Below are 18,835 nucleotides of genomic sequence, written 5' to 3' on the forward strand. Positions count from 1 at the left end.
GAAAACGCCGGGCGTTACGCCATCCCGCGCAGGTGCCCGTCCTCCACCGCGAGCACCCGGTCCACCGGCGGCAGCGCCTCGACGTCGTGGGCGAGCAGCACGGCGGTACGGCCGACGAGCCAGCGGTCCAGCCGCGTCGCTACGGTGGCTGCCGTCTCCCGGTCCAGGCCGGTGAAGGGCTCGTCCAGCACCACCACCGGCGCGTCCCGGAGCACCACCCGCGCCAGCGCGAGCCGCCGGGCCTGGCCACCGGAGAGACGCTGGCCGTGCTCCCCCACCCAGGTCGCGAGACCGTCCGGCAACGCCTCGACGAAGGCGGCCAGGTCAGCCACCTCCAGCGCGTGCCAGAGTGCCCCTTCGCCGGCCCCGGGGGCGGCGATGCGCAGGTTGGCGGCGACGGTGTCGTCGAACAGCTCGGTGCGCTGGGTGAGATAGGCCAGACGCCGGCGCAGGGCCGGGCGGTCGAGGGACAGCAGCGCCACCCCGCCCAGGCGCACCTCCCCGGCGGTGGGATCGATCAGCCGCGCGCACAGGTCCGCCACCGAACTCTTGCCACTGCCGGACGCGCCGGTGACGGCGACCCGCTCTCCCGACGCGACCGTCATCGCGGCACCGTCCAGCACCGGCGGCATCCACGACGCGTAACGCAGGCTCACGCCGGCGAGCTCGAGACCCGTATCCGCCGGCGGCGCCGTGGACCTCTCCGGTGTCGGCAGCGCGGACTCGCAGGCGACCTGCGCGGTGAGCCGGCGGGCCGAGGCCCGGACCCGGCCGAGCTGAACAAAGGCGGAGGGCAGTGCGACGAACAGCTCGCCCAGCCCGAGTACCGCCAGGGCCATGAGCACCACCACCGCGGCGGAGACCGTCCCCGCGCCGTAAGCGATCGCGCCGAGCCCCAACGCGGTGACACCCGCAAGCTGGATCCCGGCGAGCATCACGGCCTCCCCCGCCGCGGCGCGGCGCGCGAGGCGCCGCTGGTCCGCGGTGAGGCCCGCCTCCCGGGCAAGCATGGCCTCGCGATGATGCCGGCCACTGCCGAACGCGAGCAGCTCCGCCAGGCCCTCGACGTGGGCGACCACCGTCACCCGCAACGCCTCGGTCTCCGCTGCCACGCGCTCGGTCAGCGCCAGCCCGCCCCGCGCGGCGGCCGCGTTCACCGCGGCCCAGAGGATCAGCAACGCCACGGGGACGACGAGCGCGATCATCGGCGCGAACGCAGCGAGCAGTGCGGCCAGCAGCACGACCGCCACGAGCGCCACCAGCGGCGGCGCGAGCACCCGGAGATAGAGGGTATCCAGCGCATCGATGTCCGCGGTCAGGCGGTTGAGCAGCGTCGCCGCGCGGAAGCGCGCGAGGGTCGCCGGGTCGAGCCGTGTCAGCCGGGCGAACACGGCAGTGCGCAGCTCGGCGAGCAGACGCAGGACCGTGTCGTGGTTGTACAGCCGCTCCGCGTAGCGGGCCGCGGTCCGGGTCAGCGCGAACGCACGGATCCCCCCGCCGGGGACGTAGATGTTCAGCGCTGCCGCCGCCCCCGCCGCCCAGAGCGCCGCGGTCACCGCCGTGGCGGTAATGAACCAGCCGGATAACGCAAGCAGGCCGGTGGCCGCCACTGTGGTGAGCAACAGCAGCGCGGCTCCGGCAACGAGCCTCAACCGGTAGCCGCGGAGGACGCGGAGATACGGCCTCAGGTCACGCCACATCGCGCCGCGCCCCCGCCAGGTGGACCACCCGGTCCGCCAGCGCCGTGAGCACCGGGTCGTGACTGGCGATGACCAGCGTGCGGCCGGCCTCGCGCAGCGCCGCAAGCCCCGCGACGACCTGCTGACGGGTCGCGGCATCCAGCGCGCTGGTGGGCTCGTCCAGCAGCACCAGCGGCGCGGACGACACGAACACCCGCGCGAGGGCCAGGCGCTGCGCCTGGCCGCCGGAAATGCCGTAACCCCGCTCGCCCACCCGGCTATCCAACCCGTCCGGCATCGCCTCGGCGAACGCCAGCACGCCTGCCCGCCGGGCGGCCTCATGCACCGCGTCGTCATCGACGGGCTGCGCCGAGCCGAGACGGATGTTGCCCGCCAGGGTGTCCGGCACCACCAGCGGCCGCTGACCGAGCCAGGCGACGGCACCGTCGCCCCCCGCCCGTACCCGGCCCTCGTCGGGCGCCTGGAAACCCGCGATCAGTCTCAGCAGCGTAGTCTTGCCCGCCCCGGTCGCCCCGGTGATCACCACGCAGCTGCCCGCCGACACGCTGAGCGACAGGGGCCCGAACACCCGGGCATGATCCCCCCGGCCCACGGCCACGGCCGCCAGCTCCAGCGCACCCGGCGGCAACGCCGCGTCGGCGGTGTCGCTCACCGCCGACGGACGCTCCAGTACCTCCATCAGCTCCGCCGCGGCACCGACGGCCGCGGCGCGGTCATGGTAGTGCTGCGAGAGGGTGCGCAACGGCTGGAAGAATTCCGGCGCGAGCAGCAGGATGAACAGCCCGCTGAACAGCGTCAGCGCCGGCGCCGGCCCGAACGCGATGTAGCCGAGCAGGCCGAAGCCGATATAGATAGCGACCACCGCAATCGCCACCGACGAGAAGAACTCCAGCACCGCAGAGGAGAGGAAGGCAACGCGCAGGGTCCGCAGGCTCCGCCGGCGATAGCCGTCGGCTGCGGCGGCCACGGCCTCGATGCTGCGCTCGCCGTGGTCGAACAGCGCCAGCGTCGACAGGCCGCGAATGCGGTCGAGGAAATGGCCCGACAGCCGGCTCAGATCCCGGAACTGGGCGCGGTTCAGCCGCTCCGCACCCATACCCACCAGCGCCATGAACAGCGGGATCAACGGCGCCGAGGCCACCAGGAAGAGTGCGGCGAGCCAGTCCATCCAGGCCACCACGACCAGTATCGCCAGCGGCGAGACCACCGCCAGCACCATCTGCGGGAGGAAACGCGCGTAATAGCCCTCCAGCGCCTCCGCCTGCTCGACCACCCGGCTGGCAAGCCCGGCGGAGGGCTCCGCCGCCACCCCGACCGGGCCGAGGGCGTCCAGGCGGGCGAGCAGCTCGCGGCGTACGTCGCCGCGCACCCGAAGACCCGCCTCGAAACCGGCGTGCTGACGGGCGTACTCGGCGCCGGCACGCACCAGCACCGCGGCGACGAGGACCACGAACGCGAGGGTGGGAACCCCGACGCCGCGGTCGAGCATCGCCGCGACGATCCACGCGAAGGTCCCGGCCTGGATGATGACCGCGGCGGTCTGCACCAGCCCCGCAGCCACCGCCGCGACCAGCGGCCCGCGCACGCTGCGTGCGCGGGCATCGAGCCACCGCCGGGGCATGGTCTCCCCCGCCACCGGCGGTCAGTGGTAGCCGGCGTCGGCGCTGACTTTGCCGCGGAAGACCCAGTAGGTCCAGGCGGTATAGGTCAGCACGATGGGGATGACGAAGAGCACGCCGATGAGCAGGAACAACTGCGACTCCGGCGCGGACGCCGCCTCGCGGAAGGTGAATGCCGGCGGCACCACGTACGGCCACTTGCTCACCAGCAGGCTCAGGTACGTGAACACGAACACCGCCATGGTCGCCACGAAGGGCACGCCCTCCTGGCGCCGGCGCACGGCCCGGTAGAGGACACCGGCGGCGGCCAGGGTGAGCGCAGGCAGGATCCAGATCGTGCTGAGATTGCCGAACCAGCGCTCCCGCACCATGTCATCCACCAGCGGCGTCCACACGCCGATGATCGCGAACACCACCAGCACCGCGGCGAGCAGCCTCGGGCTCAGCCGGTATGCCCACTCCTGGAGCTCGCCCTCGGTCTTGAGAATCAGCCAGTTGGTACCGAGCAGCGCGTAACCGAGCAGCAGCCCGACGCCCGTGAGCACGGTGAACGGCGTCAGCCAGTCGAGGGCACCGCCGGCGTAGACGCCGTCAACAGTGTTGAAGCCCTGGATGTAGGCGCCGACCACGGCCCCCTGGGCGAACGCGGCCACCGTCGAGCCACCGGCGAACGCCCAGTTCCACAGGTAGCGCGAACGCTGCGCCTTGAAGCGGAACTCGAAGGCCACCCCGCGGAATATCAACCCGGCGAGCAGCAGGAACACGCCGATGTAGAGCGCCGGCAGCAGCACCGAGTAGACCCGCGGGAACGCCCCCAGCAGCCCGGCGCCGCCGAGCACCAGCCAGGTCTCGTTGCCGTCCCACACGGGGGCCACCGAGTTCATCATGGTGTCCCGCGAGCGCTCGTCGGGGGCAAAGGGGAAGAGCACCCCCACCCCCAGGTCGAAGCCGTCCATCAGCACGTACATCACCACGCCGAAGGCGATGATGACGGCCCAGATCATCGTGATATCGATCGTTCCCATGACTGCTTACCTCCCGGCCCGGGCCGTGTCCTCGTCGAATGGCGTGTGCGCTGCCGACAGCGGGCGTTTCGGCCGGTCGGACTCGTCCTCCGACTCCTCCGAGATGCCCTGGTGCACCACCCGGGTGAGGTAGTAGCCGCCCGAGACGAAAACCACGGCGTAGACGAGCACGTAGCCGATGAGGCTGAACAGGGCCATGCCGCCGGTGAGCGACGGCGTCACCCCCTCGGCCTGGGTCATCACGCCGTAGACCAGCCACGGCGCGCGGCCGATCTCGGTGGTAAACCACCCGGCCAGCACCGCCAGAAACGGGGCGAGCGCCATCAGCCGCAGCCCCTGAAGATAGCCCCTGGCGTCATACAACCGCCCCTTCCAGCGCAGCCATGCGCCCCAGAAGGCGAAGCCGATCATCAGCAGCCCGAGGCCGACCATCACGCGGAAGGACCAGAACACGATCGCCACCGGCGGCTGCTCGTCACGGGGCACCTCGGAGACCCCCGGGACCTCGCCGTTCCAGTCGTGGGTCAGGATCAGGCTCGCCAGGTTGGGGATGCCCACCTCGATGGCGTTGTCCTGGGCCTGCTGGTCCGGGAGCGCGAACAGCAGCATCGGCGCGCCGGCCTCGCGCTCCCAGTTGCCCTCCATGGCGGCCACCTTGGTCGGCTGGTGCTCCAGGGTCATCAGCCCGTGCAGATCCCCTACCAGGAGCTGCCCCGGGGCGATGAACAGGAGCAGCCACAGCGTCATCGACAGGGCGCGGCGGTTGGCCGGCACGTCGTGCCCGCGCAGGAGGTAGTACGCGCTCACACCGGTGACCACGAACCCGCCGGTGAGGAACGAGGCCAGCGCCATGTGGAAGAAGCGATACCAGAAGGAGGGATTGAAGATCGCCTCGCCCCAGGCGGTGACGTGAAAGACCCCGTCGCGCAGCTCCACGCCTGCCGGCGTCTGCATCCAGCTGTTCGCCGACAGGATCCAGAACGAGGAGATGAAAGTGCCGAGCGCGACCATCACCGCGGCGAACAGGTGGGTGCCCGGCGGGACCTTGTTGCGCCCGAACAGCAGCACCCCGAGGAACGCCGCCTCCAGGAAGAACGCGGTGACCACCTCGTAGGAGAGCACCGGCCCCATGAAGTTCGCCGTGGCCTGGGAGAAGTTGCTCCAGTTCGTGCCGAACTGGAACGACATCACGATGCCCGAGACCACGCCCATGCCGAACACGACGGCGAACACGCGGCTCCAGAAGCCCGACAGCCGTGCCCAGACCGGGTCCTCGGTGCGGTAGAACAGCCCTTCGAGGACCGCGATATAGGATGCGAGCCCGATCGTGAAGACGGGAAATATGGCGTGAAATGAGACAACGAACGCGAACTGTATTCGCGACAGGAGCAATGGGTCGAGTTCCATGACGATACCCCGGTTTCTAAAGAGACATTCCCTGGCGACAGGCCTTGTCAGGACGCCGCGCCCGCCCTCGGAGGTCCGTCGTACCGCTCCTCCCCCTCGATGACATCTATTGTTCTGTGACAATGCGAGCGAACACCCGTTCACTCACCATGGAGGTCATTGCCCGACCCCGCAGGCGGTGCCCTTGCTGCACCGCACCCCCCATGAGACTACGCCGGCTGCAACCGTGACTGTGACTAAGTCACGAACCACCACGTCCGGCGGACCCGCCACCCCGATCCGGCCGCGAGCGACAACGCGAACCCCCTACCCGTCCCGACCACGCACGATACACGCCGCCTGGCCCTTCCCATGATCGGGATGGCAACACCCGCGGCGTCAAGCCTGTCGACCAGACGGTGCCCGCGTTCATAACCGGGCAGGGCCGCCAGCCGGAGGTCCCTGCCGGGCGATTACGGCCTCCCGGGTCATCCTGTAAACCGGGACGCACCGGAGCGCCCACATCGTGAATCCGGGTCCCACAGCGCGGCCGGCGGTGACGACGCGGGCAGGCCTGCGCTACCGTTCCGCGCATAGAACGCACCGCAAGGGAGACCCGACGCCGTGTCTGATACCACTCCGTCCACCGCCGCCGGGGTCCGCAGCATCGAGCACACGAACATCCCCATGCCGGACGGCACCCGGCTCGCCGCCCGCATCTGGCTGCCGGCGGACGCCGGCGACGTGCCGGTGCCGGCGATCCTGGAGTACATCCCGTACCGCAAGCGCGACATCACCCGCGCCCGCGACGAGACCCTGCACCCCTGGTTCGCCGCGAACGGTTACGCGGCGATCCGGGTGGACCTGCGCGGCAGCGGCGACTCCGAAGGGGTGCTCACCGACGAATACCTGCCCATCGAGCAGGACGACGGCATCGCGGTGATCGAATGGCTTGCCAGCCAGCCCTGGTGCGACGGCAGCGTCGGCATGCTCGGCATCTCCTGGGGCGGCTTCAACGGCCTGCAGATCGCCGCCCGCCAGCCGCCGGCGCTCAAGGCGGTGGTGACCGTGTGCTCCACCGACGACCGCTACGCCGACGACGTCCACTACATGGGCGGCTGCCTCCTCGGCGACAACCTCTCCTGGGCCTCGGTGATGTTCGCGTTCAACGCCCTGCCACCGGACCCGGCACTGGTGGGCGACGACTGGCGCCGCATGTGGATGGAACGGCTGGAGGGCAGCGGCCTGTGGCTCGACACCTGGCTGCGCCATCCCCACCGGGACGATTACTGGCGCCACGGCTCGGTCTGCGAGGACTACACCGACGTGCGTTGCCCGGTCATGGCGGTCAGCGGCTGGGCGGACGGCTACACCAACACGGTATTCCGTCTGCTGGAGAACCTGCCCGGACCGCGCCTCGGGCTGGTGGGGCCGTGGAGCCACAAGTATCCCCACGAGGGCGTACCGGGCCCGGCGATCGGCTTCCAGCAGGAGGTCCTGCGCTTCTGGGACCGCTGGCTCAAGGGCCGGGATACCGGCATCGACGCCGAGCCCATGCTGCGGGCCTGGGTCCAGGACAGCACCGCACCCGCGGCCCAGTACGAGCATCGTCCCGGTCGCTGGGTGAGCGAGCGGCAATGGCCGTCACCGGACATCACGGCCACGCCGTACCACCTGAATCCCGGGTGCGACCTCGCTCGGACCGCGGCGCCGTCACCGGGCAGCGAGACCGTGCAGTCCCCCCTCAGCGTGGGCCTGTTCGCCGGCAAGTGGTGCTCCTATGCCGCCGGCCCGGATCTGCCTTACGACCAGCGCGAGGAGGATGGCGGTGCGCTGGTGTTCGACACCGCGCCGCTGGAGGCCCCCCTGGAGCTGCTCGGTGCGCCGGAGCTGGAGCTCGCCTTCTCCGTGGACCGGCCGGTGGCGATGGTCGCCGTGCGTCTCTCCGACGTCGCACCGGACGACAAGGCAACACGCACCACCTACGGCCTGCTGAACCTTACCCACCGCGACAGCCACGCCGAGCCGGAGCCGCTGACACCGGGGCGGCGTTACCGGGTCCGCGTCCCGCTCAACAACGTGGGCCACGCCTTCGCCACCGGCCACCGCGTGCGGCTCGCGATCTCCACCTCCTACTGGCCGCTGGCCTGGCCGTCCCCGGAACCCGTCCGGCTCACCGTGGACCTTGGGGACACGCGCCTGTGGCTGCCGGTGCGCAGCGCCCAGACGAACGCGCCGGCGGTACGCCTGCCTGCACCGGACTACCCGGCCCCGTCGCCGGTAACACGGCTGCACGAGGCGGAGTACCGCTGGCTGGTGCACCGCGACCTTGAAGGGGACTACGCGACCCTGGAGGTGATCAAGGACGAAGGCACCGTGCGCATCGAGGACGCCGACATCGAGCTGACCGACGAGACCCGGGAGTACTACCGCTACACGGGCGACGACTTCAGCTCGCCCAGCGGCGAAGTGGTCACCCGCCAGCGCCTGCGCCGCGAGGGCTGGGATATCGAGACCCGCGCCCGCACCCTGCTCACCGCGGACGGCGGGCACTTCCACGTGCACGCCGAGCTGGACGCCTACGAGAACGGCCGGCGCGTGTTCTCGCGCAACTGGAACCGCCGCATCCGCCGCCAGCTGCTGTGACCGGTGCGGCCCCTCAGGGCCGCTCGTCCACCTCGCGGTCACGCTGGCGCTCGACCACGGCGGCGAGGTCTTCGAGCACCTCCCCGAGCAGGCCGACAACGTCGTCCACAGCGATGATCCCGGCGAGATCGCCAGCCTCGTCCACCACCGGCACCCGCCGCACGCCGCGCCCGCGCATCACCTCCAGCGCGTCGAAGAGGCTGTCGCCCTCGTGCACGAAGAACGCGGAGTGGGTAACGATGTCACGCACCGCGAGCGTCTGAGGGTCGAGCCCCGGTGCCAGGACCTCGACCACCAGGTCCCGGTCGGTGATGATCGCCGCCGGCGGCCGGCCGGGTTCGAGCACGACGAGATCGCCCACGTGGTGACGCCGCATGAGCTCCGCCGCCGCACGCACTGACTCGTCGGCATCGATGGTGATCACGTTGCGGTTACAGTACTCGCCCACCGTCATGCCTCACTCCTCCCTGAGAACATTCCCAGGATGACCGCTCCGGAACCATACTGTTCGGCAGGGCGCGCGCCGACGGTGTCACGCCCACCGCTCAGGCAATAGCACACCACGAAGACAATGCCCAGCATCCGGGGAGGACGCCCGCCATGTTCAGGGATCGCACCGACGCCGCAGAACAGCTCGCCACACGACTCGGCCACCTCGCCGGGACCCATCCGCTGGTCCTCGGCATCCCGCGGGGCGGCGTCCCCATGGCCGCCGCGGTGGCCGACGCACTGGACGGCGAGCTGGACGTGGTGCTCGTGCACAAGCTCGGCGCCCCCGGCAACCCGGAGTACGCCATCGGTGCGGTGAGCGAGGACGGCACCACGGACCTCTCCGAGGACGCACGCCGCCACCTCGGCGCCGATTACGTGGATGCCGAGGTCTCCGCCCAGCTCGACACCCTGCGCGGGCGCCGCCGGCGATATACCCCTGTGCGCCCGCCGGTGGATCCGGCGGGACGCACCGTGGTGATCGTCGACGACGGCAGCGCCACCGGCGCCACGATGGCGGCCGCCCTGCGCGCGGTCCGGCGGCGGAAACCGGCGCGGCTGGTCGCCGCACTCGCCGTCGCGCCGCCGGAGGCGGTCGAGACCCTGGACGCGCTGGCGGACGAGGTCGTCTGCCTCGCCACACCCGGCGACTTCATGGCCGTGGGCCAGTACTTCCGCGATTTCGGCCAGGTCAGCGACGACGCCGTGATCCACTGCCTGGCGGGCCGCGCCGGCCCCCGGCACACCGACGGGCCGGGCTGAGACGGCGCTCAGGCGATGCTGTCCACCACCCCGCCGTCCACGCGCAGCGCCGCCCCGGTGGTAGCGGAGGACAGCGGCGAGGCCACGTAGACCACCATGTTCGCAACCTCCTCGACCGTCGCCGCACGCCGGATGATCGAACTCGGGCGCTCACGGCGCACGAACGAGGCCGCCGTCTCCTCCAGGGACTCCCCCGCCTGCTGCGCGTCCGCAAGCATCGCGCCCACCCCCTCGGAGAGCGTCGGCCCGGGCAGCACGGCGTTGACGGTGACACCGGTACCGGCCATGCGCTTGGCAAGCCCTCGGGAGAGCGACAGATCCGCCGTCTTGGTGACGCCGTAGTGGATCATGTCCGCGGGGATATTGAGCGCGGACTCGGAGGAGAGGAAGATCACACGCCCCCAGCCCCGCTCGGCCATGCCGGGGAGATAGGCCCGGGAGAGGCGCACGCCGGAGAGCACGTTCACCGCGAGAAAGTGCTCCCAGACGGCATCGTCGGTCTCGAAGAAGTCCTGCGGGCCGAAGATGCCCACGTTGTTGACCAGGATGTCCGCCGATGGGGCCTCGGCGACCAGGGCGTCGCAGCCCTCCGCGGTGCCGAGGTCAGCGGCCACACCGCGCACCTCGGCACCCGGGACCTCGTCGCGCAGGCGGGCGACGGCCGCGTCGACGGATTCGCTGCGCCGCCCGTTGACCACCACCGACGCCCCGGCGCCCGCCAGGCCGCGGGCGGTGGCGAACCCGATACCCGCGGTCGAGCCGGTGACGACGGCAATGCGGCCGGTAAGATCGATCTGCATGGCATTACTCCCGGTTGCTGAAAGGCGACCGCGACCCCGGCCAGGGCGGCACGGGGTCATCAGTTTGCAACCGGACTATCGCCTTTCGGACGGCGACCGATCAAGCGGCGATGCACGCCGAACCGGTCATTCGTCGCCGGCACCCATGCGGTTCTCGTACTCCCACATGTGGTTCATGAGGCGCTGCATGCGCTCCGTGCGGTTCTCCATGTAACGCAGCCGCTCGGCATCGCTGGCATTGGGGCCCGGCCCCTGCCCCCGGCGCATCATCTTGAAGTCCTGATCGATGCGCTGACGATAGGTCCGCATCAGGCGCTGGCGTTCAGCGGGATCGTTCGTATTGTGAATCCGGTCGCGAAGCTGATCCAGCTCACGCAGACGGTCCTGGTCCAGGCCGCGAACCCCGCCGCCGCCCTGCCCATCGGTCATCATCTGCCGGTGACCGGAACCGCCGCCACCACCCGCGGCCGCCACGTCCGGCATGGTTAACACCGCCCAGGTCACCGCTACCGCTACCGCGGCCACACGCATACCGCTGCTGACGGTCCTCATCCCGAATTCCTCCTGAAAAATCGTCCCTGCCCCAATCCTCACCGGTCAAAGGCGTTCCGCCCGCCGGGCCGTCACAGGCGGACACGCACGATCAGGAGCCGCCGCCGGAACGCCCCGCTCCGACAGCGCGCAAGGCTTCATCGCCGGAAGACCCTGACGGTACGCGGCGCTGACGCCGGGCCACTGCCCGGATCGCGCCGATATCGAGAAGCTCGCATTCCCGTCCGGTACCATCGAGCCAGCCCTGCTCGCGGAAGCGGCGGAACAGCCGGCTGACCGTCTCCGGAGCGAGTCCGAGATAGCTGCCGAGCTCAGCCTGGGACATGGCCAGACGCAGGGCGGTCGGTGACAGACCCCGGCCCGCGAAGCGCTCGGACAGGCTCACCAGACCCACGGCGAAACGCTCCTCCGCGGTACGCTTGAGCAGGGCCAGCCGCATCTCGTGCTCGGCGGCGATCTGGCGGCTCATCGCCTGAAGGAGGCGGTGCTGCAGGGCGGGCACCTCGCTGAGGAGCGGCTGCAGACGGGCGAAGGGGATGACACCGACACTCGCGGTCTCGAGCACGCAGGCATCCGTCAGGTAGGTGCTGCCGCCGATCGCATCAAGACCGACGATGTCACCGGGGAAACTGAAGCCGATGACGCGCTCCTCCCCGTCCTCGGTGACGGCGCAGGTTTTGACCGTACCCGCGCGGACCGTGTACAGCGCTGCGAACGGCGAGCCGGCGTGGTAGAGGTACTGCCCCCGGACCATCGGGCGTCCCACTTCCACGATCCGGCGGAGCGTCCTCGCCTCGGTACACTCATCCCTGCAGTGGAATACGCACGGTGAGCTGCCGCACAGGGGGCAGTCCGGGCGGAATTCGACAACGGCGTCTCTGCCCTGGCGTGTGTCCATACCGCGTCCCTCCCTAAACGCCACCCCCTCGATGGCGATGCCCTGTCGGCACCCGTGCTCGATCAGGCCCCATCCCTGGTCAAGAAGACACCATCGACGCGGGGACGCTGTCCACCGGCGCGCGCCGGTGGACAGCGTTTCACGGGGTTTCCCGGAAAATATAGACGCATCACGCCACAGGCAAAACGGAATAACTTCTCAGAAATTCAGATCATTGCCGGAATCGACGCGTTAGTGGACCGGTGGCCGGCATACGCCGACGAGCGTTGTATCAGCGCGCCGTCGGCGGCCACCGCATGCGCACGGCGTCCGTTCCATAGCCGCGCTTCAGGGCATACGCCCGGGCACGCTGCGGGGTACAGAAACGCAACGGTGCGCCGTCCTCATGATCAAGCAGGGTCCACTCGCATTCACCCTCCTGCTCCACCCAGGCCCAGAGCACGTAGCAACCACTGCCGTCCCAGGCGGGATGGATCTCGCAGCCGAAGCGCCGACGGCGTCGTGCCGCCAGAGCGGTACGGGCCGTGGGCGCCCGCCGCGGCCACGCAAACACCGCTGTCCGATCGATATCGGGCATGACTCTCTCCTCCCCGGCGATTCGGGGCTTCCGGGTCCCGACTAGCTCTGGGCCGCCGACTGTCCGCCGGTTTCCGACCCCGGTTGTCCACGGGACGCCGTGCGCCCGCCGCGGGTGGCCCGTGTCGACGATTTCGACGTCGTGGCCCCCCTTTCATCCGCCTCGCTCCGGGCGGCCCTGCCTGCCTCTCCCCACATAGCCGGCATCGCACCGGTCAACGCGTTCACGGACGCACCCTCGAGGGCGCGGAACCACGCCGTCCAGAGGCGTTCCCGGGTGTCGATACCCTGCTCAATGAGGCCAAGCGCGGATTCCCAGAGGGCGCCGCTTGCCGGCTGCTCACGGGCCTGGGCTCGCCAGGCGTGAACCATCGCACGCTCGAGCCCGATGGTCCGCTCCACCGCGTTGCGGGCCACGGCGACGCCCTCACGGTAGGCGCGCTCCGGACCGTCCGCCCCGTAACCGAGGCAGGCGGCGCTGCGCATCGCGCCCTCCGAGATATCGCGCCCGACATCCAGCATCTCGTGGTTGAACGTGTTCAGAGATCGTAACGATGATGTCGTCATCGTCCTTTCCTCCATGCGGTCCTCGCCCTAGGGGCGACACGGCGATCAAGCCCGCCCTCAGCGCACCTCGATACGCCGGCGGCGGGCTTCCTTCACCTTGGGCAGCGTGATCTCGAGGATGCCGTCCGCGAAGCGGGCATCCGCCTTGTCCGCGTCGACCTTGGCCGGCAGGGACACCGTTCGACTGAACGCCCCGCGGGCGATCTCGCTGCGAAAAAAGGCCCCTTCTTCCGTACGCTTCTCGCTCGCCGTTGCCCCCCGGATGGTGACCGTGGCGTCCGTCACCGAGACGTCGAGGTCCCTGCGCTGCACCCCCGGCAGCTCGGCGCGCAGCAGCACGTCGCTGTCGCGCTCGAGCAGGTCCACCCGCGGGATCCGGCCCTCGCCGCCCCCTGCGATGCGCTCCCACAGCGGATGTTCCCAGCGGAACGGGCGCATCCACCCGCGTTCGAACACCGTATCCAAGAACCGGTCGACATCGTCGAAGACACCCATCGTGCGACCCGTCGGCGCCGGCGTCTGCTCCGCCGGCACCGCCTTCGGCACGTCCGCCTTCATCTCCTTGGCCATCTCGCATTCCTCCCGGAATCACCCAACATCACGACCCCGGAGTTCCGACTCCGGCGCGCCCCGGTTATCCACCGGCGCGCACTGGGAATCACGTTATGCCCGGCCCTGGTGCGCCGGGGATGACGGCGGTCAATTACGGTGCCTGCGGCCGCGAAGCGCCGATGAGCGGAGACCGCGCCGCCGCCGGCCCCCATACGGCCGCAGCGCCCGCCGCAACCGGCCCGGTGGTATCGAACCGCCGGCGGCCTGTCTCCGAACAGCGACAGCCGCCAAGCTGATCCAGCTCAAGAGGCGGCGGTCCCGGCCCGGTAGAATCCGAAATGGACTAAACAAGGACCCCGACGTGCCGATAAGACCGGGGCAAAGGGACGAGGGGGCAGAAAGGACGGGGCATGCGACGTATATCCATCAAGCTGAAGATCCTGCCGGCGATTGCCGGCGTATTCCTGCTCGCGATGGCGCTGGTGACGGTCTACTCGGCACACCGCCAGCGCGCCCGGGTGCTCGACAACGCCGTGGCACAGGCCGACACCCTGATCTCCAGCCACCTGGACAGCCTCAATGCACTGATGCTGACCGGGCAGATGAAACGCCGCCGTATCCTCTTCCGTAAGCTCGAGTCCCACCAGAACGTAATCTCCGCGCGCACCCTGCGCGGCAAGCCTGTCCAGGCGCTCTACGGCCCCGGCATGGACGAGGAGCAGCCCCGGGACGCCATCGACCGTCGTGTCCTCTCCGGCGAGCGCGTCGTCTCGGTGGCACAGGGCGAGGACGGCCGCGCCCTCACCGTGGCCGTCCCCCACCTCAACCTCACCGACTATCACGGCACCAACTGCACCGGCTGCCATGCGAACGCCGACGAGGGCGCCGTGCTCGGCGCCACGCGCGTCCGTTTCTCCATGGCCGGCATGGACACAGCGGTCTGGCGGGACATCACCACCACGGTGGGCATCAACCTCGCCATTTTCCTCGCCGGACTGGCGGTGCTAAGCGCCGTTATCGGCCGGGTGGTGATCCGGCCGCTGCGGGCCCTGCGCGACACCACCGAGGCCGTCGCCTCCGAGGAAGACCTGCGTCCACGCATCGACGTGCGCGGCAACGACGAGTTCCGCAGCGTGGCCGATGCGGTCAACCGGCTGCTGGAGCACTTCCAGTCCACCGTGCGCAGCCTGGCCGGAGAAACGGAGCGCCTGCGCGACGCCGCCTCCACGCTCACCGAACAGACCCAGCGCACCCGCGAGGGCGCGAACACGGAGGCCGAGCGGATCGAGAGCCTGAATCAGGCGATGACCGAGGTACGCGAGGCCGCACGGGAAGTCGCCGACAACGCCGACGAGGCCAGCCGCGCCGCCGACGACGCCCGGGACCAGGCCAACAACGGCCACGCCCGCGTCGATGAGGTCTCCCGGGCGATCAGCCGGCTCGCGGACGGCGTCGCCGAGGCCGGCCGGATGGTGGAGTCGCTGGCGCAGGGCACGGAGAGCGCCAAGGAGGTCCTCGGGGTGATCGACAACATCGCCGAGCGCACCAACCTGCTCGCCCTCAACGCCGCCATCGAGGCGGCCCGCGCCGGCGAGCAGGGTCGCGGCTTCGCCGTGGTCGCCGAGGAAGTGCGCTCCCTCGCCGCCCGCACGCAGGAGGCCACCGGCGACGTGGCCGAGACCATCGAGAAGCTCGTCGCCTCATCCCGCGAGGCTGCACAGGCGATGGCACGCAGCCGTGACGACGCGGGGACCACGGTCAGTGCAGTCGACACGGCCGGCGAGGCCCTTCGCGCCATCAACGAGGCCGTGGACGCGATTACCGGGATAAACCACCGTATCGCCGACGCCGCGGGCCGCCAGAACGAGACGGTCACCGTCGCCGACGGCCACACCCGGGACATCGCCGAGGTCAGCGAGGAGACGGTGACCGGGGCGCAGCATACGGAACAGGCCGGTGGACAGGTGGCGCAGAGCGCCGAGGCACTGGAGCGGGTGGTCACACGCTTCCGCACCTGAAGGCGGCGGACGGCACGGCGGCGCTACATCTCCCAGCGGCTCGGCGGGACGTGGCGCAGATGAATACGGTGCGCGAGCCGGAGCGTCGGGCGCAGCATGAACTGCGCACTGCCGATAATGAACAGCCACACACCGACCGGCTCCCAGTCCGGGTAAAGGAAAAGGATACTGCCCACCAGGAACCAGCCGGCGACGAGGAAGTCGTTGAAGATGCTGGCCGCCTCGTAGCGCCGGCGGATCACCAGCTGCTCGGGGCCGAGGGTGAGGGTCATGGCGCTCGGATCGTCACCGTCGCCATAGCCGATGTGTCGTGCACGGGCCATGGGGCGCTCCTCTCTGCCGGGTGGGTACCGTGGCAGTCTCCCCTATCACCCGGCAACGCGCAAAGCCCCGCCCCTCGGCGGTGTTGTCCCGGCATACAACGCACGGCGCGGGCGCTCAGTCACCGATATCCCGGGCCGCCTCGTCGATGGCCGCACGGACCCGCTCGCCGTCGCCCACACGGTGGGCAAGCGCCAGGGAGAGCTTGGCCAGGAACAGCGACGTCTGCCGCTCCGGCAACCTATCCAACGTCTCCGCGATTCGCTCGTAGGCCGCCTCCAGCTCCGGGAACGGCAGGTGCTCTTCAGTATGCGACGCCATCAGGACATTCCTCCGGTAGCGGTGGCCAGGGCTCGGTACAGGGCGGCCGTGTCGAGGTCGCGCCAACGCGCGGCGACGTGCCGGTCCGGGCGCACGAGATAGCAGCTCCCGGCCCGCGCGCCGTAGGCAGCGGCGATACCGCGGTCGGGATCCGGAACCGGCGTCCACGGTGCGTGTTCGTCGACCCGCGCGCCCACGACGAGGCAGTGCAGCGGCATCGCCCCGCCGGCGAGTGCCTCCAGTGACTCCCGGTGTGCCGGCTCGACGTCCCCCGCGTCGCTGAAGTACAGCAGGTTGAAGCCCGGGCCGAGGTGATCCAGGAGGTAGTCGTCCTCACCGAGCCGGCGGTTCACCAGCGGTGCCCCCGGCGCAGGCCCCGCCGCGAACCCCGGCACCGTGTCCGGCGTGGTCAATGGGCTGTCGGCGTAGGTGTAGGGTGTGACCTGGCGGGGGTTGGCGAAACCGCCGGCATAGTCACAGCTCAGCGAGAGCGACAGCGCTGCATCGCGCATGAGCCGATAGCCCCGCGTCGGCGGGGTCATGAAGCGGGTGCTGCGCCCGGCGTTGGCGAAGACGTCCAGCGTCGCGCCGCGGCGCTCCGGGGTATAGCTCGCCAGCAGACCATCTCCACCCCAGCCCCGGATCCGCCAGGCGAGCTTCCAGCCCGCGTCCATGGCGTCGGCAAAGCCGTTGTTGAGACCGCGCACGCCGAATATCGGCACCAGGTGGGCGGCATCACCGATGAACATCACCCGGCCGTGGCGGTAATCATCCAGGGCCAGGGTGTAGGCCTTGTAAAGGCTCCACCACTCCAGCTCCCAGTCGTCGGCCTCGCCAAGCATCTCCACGACGGCACCCACGTTTCGCCGGATGCTCGCCTCCTTCAGCGCCTCGTCGGGGTCGTCATCGGGACCGAGCTGGTAGTCGATACGCCAGATGTCGTCCGGCTGACGGTGGACCAGCAGGGTCGAGTCCGGTAGCGCCGGCGGGTTGAAGAACGCCCGGCGTTCCGTGGGGAAGTCCGAGCGCATGCGTATGTCGGCGATGACATAGCGCCCCTCGTAGGCCTCGCCCTGGAGGCCGAGCCCTAACGCCCGCCGTACCCCGCTGCGCGCCCCGTCGGCAGCCAGGACGTAGTCGGCGTCCAGGCGATACCATCCCTCCGGCGTGTCCACGGACAGGCTCACGCCGTCGTCGCCGGCATCCACGTCACGCACCCGGCTGCGCCAGCGCAGCGCTACCAGCCCGGTCTCCTGTGCACGCTCGATGAGGAAGCGCTCGATGTACTGCTGCTGGATGTTGTACATCGGCATGAACCGCTCCTGCTCGGAGTGCGCCATTTCCAGACGGAACACCTCCCGCTCGCCGAAGTAGGTGCGCCCGTAACGCCAGCCCAGCGCCTTGTCGGTGAAGCGCCCGGCGACACCGAGCTGCTGGAGGATCTCCAGGCTGTGACGGGAGATGCAGATGGCTCGGGAGCCATCGTTGACGGTGTCCTTGTCGTCGAGCACCACGCTCGCCACCCCGTGGCGTGCCAGCTCCAGGGCGGCGGTCACACCCACCGGCCCGGCGCCGACGATGGCCACCGTGTGTCGCCGGTGGGTGCCGTCCAACTCCGGTGGACGCTCGAAGGCATAGTATGGATAGTCGAAATACAGCGAGTCGTACTCGCCGCGTCCGGCAGGCCGCATGGCTCTCCTCCCCTGGCTTGCGGTGACCGGGACGGTCGTTTACCAACCTTTCAGGACATATCGTGTCCATGCTAGAGGAGAGAGGGACTTCAGCCTGTCCCGTGAAATGCAGGACATCCCGTTATGGCGACGCTAACCGATAGAGACGACCGCATGGGCGCGACGGCGTTCCGGGCCGCCGGAGCATGCGTGGACGCCATCGGTCGCCCGGAGTTCGAGGACGCCCTGCTCGCGCTGCTGAGGCGCCAGACCGGCATTGAGCAGTGCATGCTCTTCGCCTACGGACACGGCGACCGCATGGGCTGCCTGCTCGCCGCAAACCCGCGCAAGCCGGCGCTCGCCCAGAGGCTCGCCCGGCGCTACGTCGGCGGCGGGTTCCGCAGCGACCCGAACTACCCACGGCTGCGCCAGCTGCTGACGCGCCCCACTGACGATGCCGCGCCGGAGGCGATGCGGACGACGGCGATGCCGGACGCCTATCGCGACGAGTTCTTTGCCCGACCCGCGCTGGTGGACAAGGTCTCGCTGCGGGTGCCCGGCGAGGGCGTGGCCTACTACCTCAACCTCTATCGCGGTCGCGGCGAAGGGGCCTTCACCGGCGACGAGGTCCACGAGATCTCGGCGCTCGCCCCCCTGCTGGCAAGCCTGATGCGCCGCCACTACAGCGACGGCCCACCGACGGAGGGCGCCGGCACGGCGGAGAGCCGGCTGCTGGAGACGCTCTCAACGCGCGAGCGCGAGCTGTGTACGCTGTTGCTACGCGGCCACACGCTCAAGAGCGCGGCGGCAGCGGCCGGGATGAACCCGGGCACCGCCGAGACCTACCGGCGCCGGGCCTATCACAAGCTCGGCGTGCACTCGCGCGCCGAACTCGCCCGGCGCTGCCACCCGCATCCGCCCGCCGGCTGAACC

General features: G+C 70.2%; 18 protein-coding genes. 4 read left to right on the forward strand and 14 right to left on the reverse strand.

Annotation, left to right across the window (positions count from 1 at the left end; genetic code table 11):
• Window positions 1-14 precede the first annotated feature (14 nt).
• From cydC to C516_RS0104360, 4 genes are read right to left on the reverse strand one after another with little or no spacing between them, the layout of a single operon-like run.
• The gene (gene cydC / locus C516_RS0104345; protein ID WP_026320936.1) at window positions 15-1,700 is read right to left on the reverse strand and encodes a thiol reductant ABC exporter subunit CydC; all 1,686 of its coding nucleotides are present in this window, start codon (window positions 1,698-1,700) and stop codon (window positions 15-17) included.
• Complete coding sequence (cydD, locus tag C516_RS0104350; protein WP_018717148.1) at window positions 1,690-3,321, reverse strand: thiol reductant ABC exporter subunit CydD; 1,632 nt, start codon at window positions 3,319-3,321, stop codon at window positions 1,690-1,692. The genes cydC and cydD overlap by 11 nt, the downstream gene beginning before the upstream one ends.
• Window positions 3,322-3,342: 21 nt before the next feature.
• Window positions 3,343-4,344, reverse strand: a complete 1,002-nt coding sequence (gene cydB / locus C516_RS0104355; RefSeq protein WP_018717149.1) for a cytochrome d ubiquinol oxidase subunit II — start codon at window positions 4,342-4,344, stop codon at window positions 3,343-3,345.
• A 6-nt stretch (window positions 4,345-4,350) separates the two neighbouring features.
• Complete coding sequence (locus tag C516_RS0104360) at window positions 4,351-5,751, reverse strand: cytochrome ubiquinol oxidase subunit I (protein WP_026320937.1); 1,401 nt, start codon at window positions 5,749-5,751, stop codon at window positions 4,351-4,353.
• Between the two features lie 666 nt (window positions 5,752-6,417).
• Between C516_RS0104360 and C516_RS0104365 the strand changes: the two genes are divergently transcribed.
• The gene (locus C516_RS0104365) at window positions 6,418-8,376 is read left to right on the forward strand and encodes a CocE/NonD family hydrolase (protein WP_040409230.1); all 1,959 of its coding nucleotides are present in this window, start codon (window positions 6,418-6,420) and stop codon (window positions 8,374-8,376) included.
• 13 nt (window positions 8,377-8,389) lie between these two features.
• Here the strand turns inward: C516_RS0104365 and C516_RS0104370 are convergent, their stop codons facing one another.
• Window positions 8,390-8,830: a CBS domain-containing protein gene (locus tag C516_RS0104370; protein WP_018717152.1), complete on the reverse strand. Its 441-nt coding sequence runs from the start codon at window positions 8,828-8,830 to the stop codon at window positions 8,390-8,392.
• A gap of 146 nt (window positions 8,831-8,976) precedes the next feature.
• Here C516_RS0104370 and C516_RS18535 point away from each other — a divergent pair, with 146 nt between their 5' ends.
• A complete protein-coding gene (locus C516_RS18535; RefSeq protein ID WP_018717153.1) occupies window positions 8,977-9,627 on the forward strand; it encodes a phosphoribosyltransferase in 651 nt (216 codons plus the stop codon).
• Between the two features lie 8 nt (window positions 9,628-9,635).
• Here the strand turns inward: C516_RS18535 and C516_RS0104380 are convergent, their stop codons facing one another.
• The 6 genes from C516_RS0104380 to C516_RS0104405 all read right to left on the reverse strand — a co-directional run bounded on the left by C516_RS0104380 (window position 9,636) and on the right by C516_RS0104405 (window position 13,590).
• Complete coding sequence (locus C516_RS0104380) at window positions 9,636-10,427, reverse strand: SDR family NAD(P)-dependent oxidoreductase (RefSeq protein WP_018717154.1); 792 nt, start codon at window positions 10,425-10,427, stop codon at window positions 9,636-9,638.
• Between the two features lie 126 nt (window positions 10,428-10,553).
• Window positions 10,554-10,979, reverse strand: a complete 426-nt coding sequence (locus C516_RS0104385; RefSeq protein WP_018717155.1) for a hypothetical protein — start codon at window positions 10,977-10,979, stop codon at window positions 10,554-10,556.
• A gap of 91 nt (window positions 10,980-11,070) precedes the next feature.
• Window positions 11,071-11,751: a cyclic nucleotide-binding domain-containing protein gene (locus C516_RS18540; RefSeq protein WP_245558735.1), complete on the reverse strand. Its 681-nt coding sequence runs from the start codon at window positions 11,749-11,751 to the stop codon at window positions 11,071-11,073.
• A gap of 397 nt (window positions 11,752-12,148) precedes the next feature.
• Entirely contained in the window at window positions 12,149-12,454 is a 306-nt protein-coding gene (locus C516_RS0104395) for a hypothetical protein (RefSeq protein WP_018717157.1), read from the reverse strand.
• 41 nt (window positions 12,455-12,495) lie between these two features.
• Complete coding sequence (locus tag C516_RS0104400; RefSeq protein WP_018717158.1) at window positions 12,496-13,020, reverse strand: hypothetical protein; 525 nt, start codon at window positions 13,018-13,020, stop codon at window positions 12,496-12,498.
• Between the two features lie 57 nt (window positions 13,021-13,077).
• Window positions 13,078-13,590, reverse strand: a complete 513-nt coding sequence (locus tag C516_RS0104405) for an Hsp20/alpha crystallin family protein (RefSeq protein ID WP_018717159.1) — start codon at window positions 13,588-13,590, stop codon at window positions 13,078-13,080.
• 392 nt (window positions 13,591-13,982) lie between these two features.
• On the opposite strand from C516_RS0104405, the gene C516_RS0104410 reads away from it, so the two are divergent.
• Window positions 13,983-15,590: a methyl-accepting chemotaxis protein gene (locus tag C516_RS0104410; RefSeq protein WP_018717160.1), complete on the forward strand. Its 1,608-nt coding sequence runs from the start codon at window positions 13,983-13,985 to the stop codon at window positions 15,588-15,590.
• Window positions 15,591-15,613: 23 nt separating this feature from the next.
• On the opposite strand, the gene C516_RS0104415 is transcribed toward C516_RS0104410, so the two are convergent.
• The 3 genes from C516_RS0104415 to C516_RS0104425 all read right to left on the reverse strand — a co-directional run bounded on the left by C516_RS0104415 (window position 15,614) and on the right by C516_RS0104425 (window position 17,923).
• Window positions 15,614-15,913: a YrhK family protein gene (locus C516_RS0104415; RefSeq protein ID WP_018717161.1), complete on the reverse strand. Its 300-nt coding sequence runs from the start codon at window positions 15,911-15,913 to the stop codon at window positions 15,614-15,616.
• A gap of 115 nt (window positions 15,914-16,028) precedes the next feature.
• Window positions 16,029-16,232: a DUF2783 domain-containing protein gene (locus C516_RS0104420; RefSeq protein ID WP_018717162.1), complete on the reverse strand. Its 204-nt coding sequence runs from the start codon at window positions 16,230-16,232 to the stop codon at window positions 16,029-16,031.
• Window positions 16,232-17,923 (reverse strand): FAD-dependent monooxygenase, encoded by a 1,692-nt coding sequence (locus C516_RS0104425; RefSeq protein ID WP_018717163.1) that lies wholly within the window; start codon window positions 17,921-17,923, stop codon window positions 16,232-16,234. The genes C516_RS0104420 and C516_RS0104425 overlap by 1 nt, the downstream gene beginning before the upstream one ends.
• A 123-nt stretch (window positions 17,924-18,046) precedes the next feature.
• On the opposite strand from C516_RS0104425, the gene C516_RS18545 reads away from it, so the two are divergent.
• Entirely contained in the window at window positions 18,047-18,832 is a 786-nt protein-coding gene (locus C516_RS18545) for a helix-turn-helix transcriptional regulator (RefSeq protein ID WP_156831115.1), read from the forward strand.
• The last annotated feature ends 3 nt before the right edge of the window (window positions 18,833-18,835 follow it).

The sequence above is a fragment of the Arhodomonas aquaeolei DSM 8974 genome (assembly GCF_000374645.1).
In the GTDB taxonomy this organism is placed as follows: domain Bacteria; phylum Pseudomonadota; class Gammaproteobacteria; order Nitrococcales; family Nitrococcaceae; genus Arhodomonas; species Arhodomonas aquaeolei.

Bases quoted from the DNA above. Each gene is read 5' to 3' on its own strand.
- cydC (WP_026320936.1), bottom strand. From the start codon at position 1,700: ATGTGGCGTGACCTGAGGCCGTATCTCCGCGTCCTCCGCGGCTACCGG.
- cydD (WP_018717148.1), bottom strand. From the start codon at position 3,321: ATGCCCCGGCGGTGGCTCGATGCCCGCGCACGCAGCGTGCGCGGGCCG.
- cydB (WP_018717149.1), bottom strand. From the start codon at position 4,344: ATGGGAACGATCGATATCACGATGATCTGGGCCGTCATCATCGCCTTC.
- C516_RS0104360 (WP_026320937.1), bottom strand. From the start codon at position 5,751: ATGGAACTCGACCCATTGCTCCTGTCGCGAATACAGTTCGCGTTCGTT.
- C516_RS0104365 (WP_040409230.1), top strand. From the start codon at position 6,418: ATGCCGGACGGCACCCGGCTCGCCGCCCGCATCTGGCTGCCGGCGGAC.
- C516_RS0104370 (WP_018717152.1), bottom strand. From the start codon at position 8,830: ATGACGGTGGGCGAGTACTGTAACCGCAACGTGATCACCATCGATGCC.
- C516_RS18535 (WP_018717153.1), top strand. From the start codon at position 8,977: ATGTTCAGGGATCGCACCGACGCCGCAGAACAGCTCGCCACACGACTC.
- C516_RS0104380 (WP_018717154.1), bottom strand. From the start codon at position 10,427: ATGCAGATCGATCTTACCGGCCGCATTGCCGTCGTCACCGGCTCGACC.
- C516_RS0104385 (WP_018717155.1), bottom strand. From the start codon at position 10,979: ATGAGGACCGTCAGCAGCGGTATGCGTGTGGCCGCGGTAGCGGTAGCG.
- C516_RS0104395 (WP_018717157.1), bottom strand. From the start codon at position 12,454: ATGCCCGATATCGATCGGACAGCGGTGTTTGCGTGGCCGCGGCGGGCG.
- C516_RS0104400 (WP_018717158.1), bottom strand. From the start codon at position 13,020: ATGACGACATCATCGTTACGATCTCTGAACACGTTCAACCACGAGATG.
- C516_RS0104405 (WP_018717159.1), bottom strand. From the start codon at position 13,590: ATGGCCAAGGAGATGAAGGCGGACGTGCCGAAGGCGGTGCCGGCGGAG.
- C516_RS0104410 (WP_018717160.1), top strand. From the start codon at position 13,983: ATGCGACGTATATCCATCAAGCTGAAGATCCTGCCGGCGATTGCCGGC.
- C516_RS0104415 (WP_018717161.1), bottom strand. From the start codon at position 15,913: ATGGCCCGTGCACGACACATCGGCTATGGCGACGGTGACGATCCGAGC.
- C516_RS0104420 (WP_018717162.1), bottom strand. From the start codon at position 16,232: ATGGCGTCGCATACTGAAGAGCACCTGCCGTTCCCGGAGCTGGAGGCG.
- C516_RS0104425 (WP_018717163.1), bottom strand. From the start codon at position 17,923: ATGCGGCCTGCCGGACGCGGCGAGTACGACTCGCTGTATTTCGACTAT.
- C516_RS18545 (WP_156831115.1), top strand. From the start codon at position 18,047: ATGGCGACGCTAACCGATAGAGACGACCGCATGGGCGCGACGGCGTTC.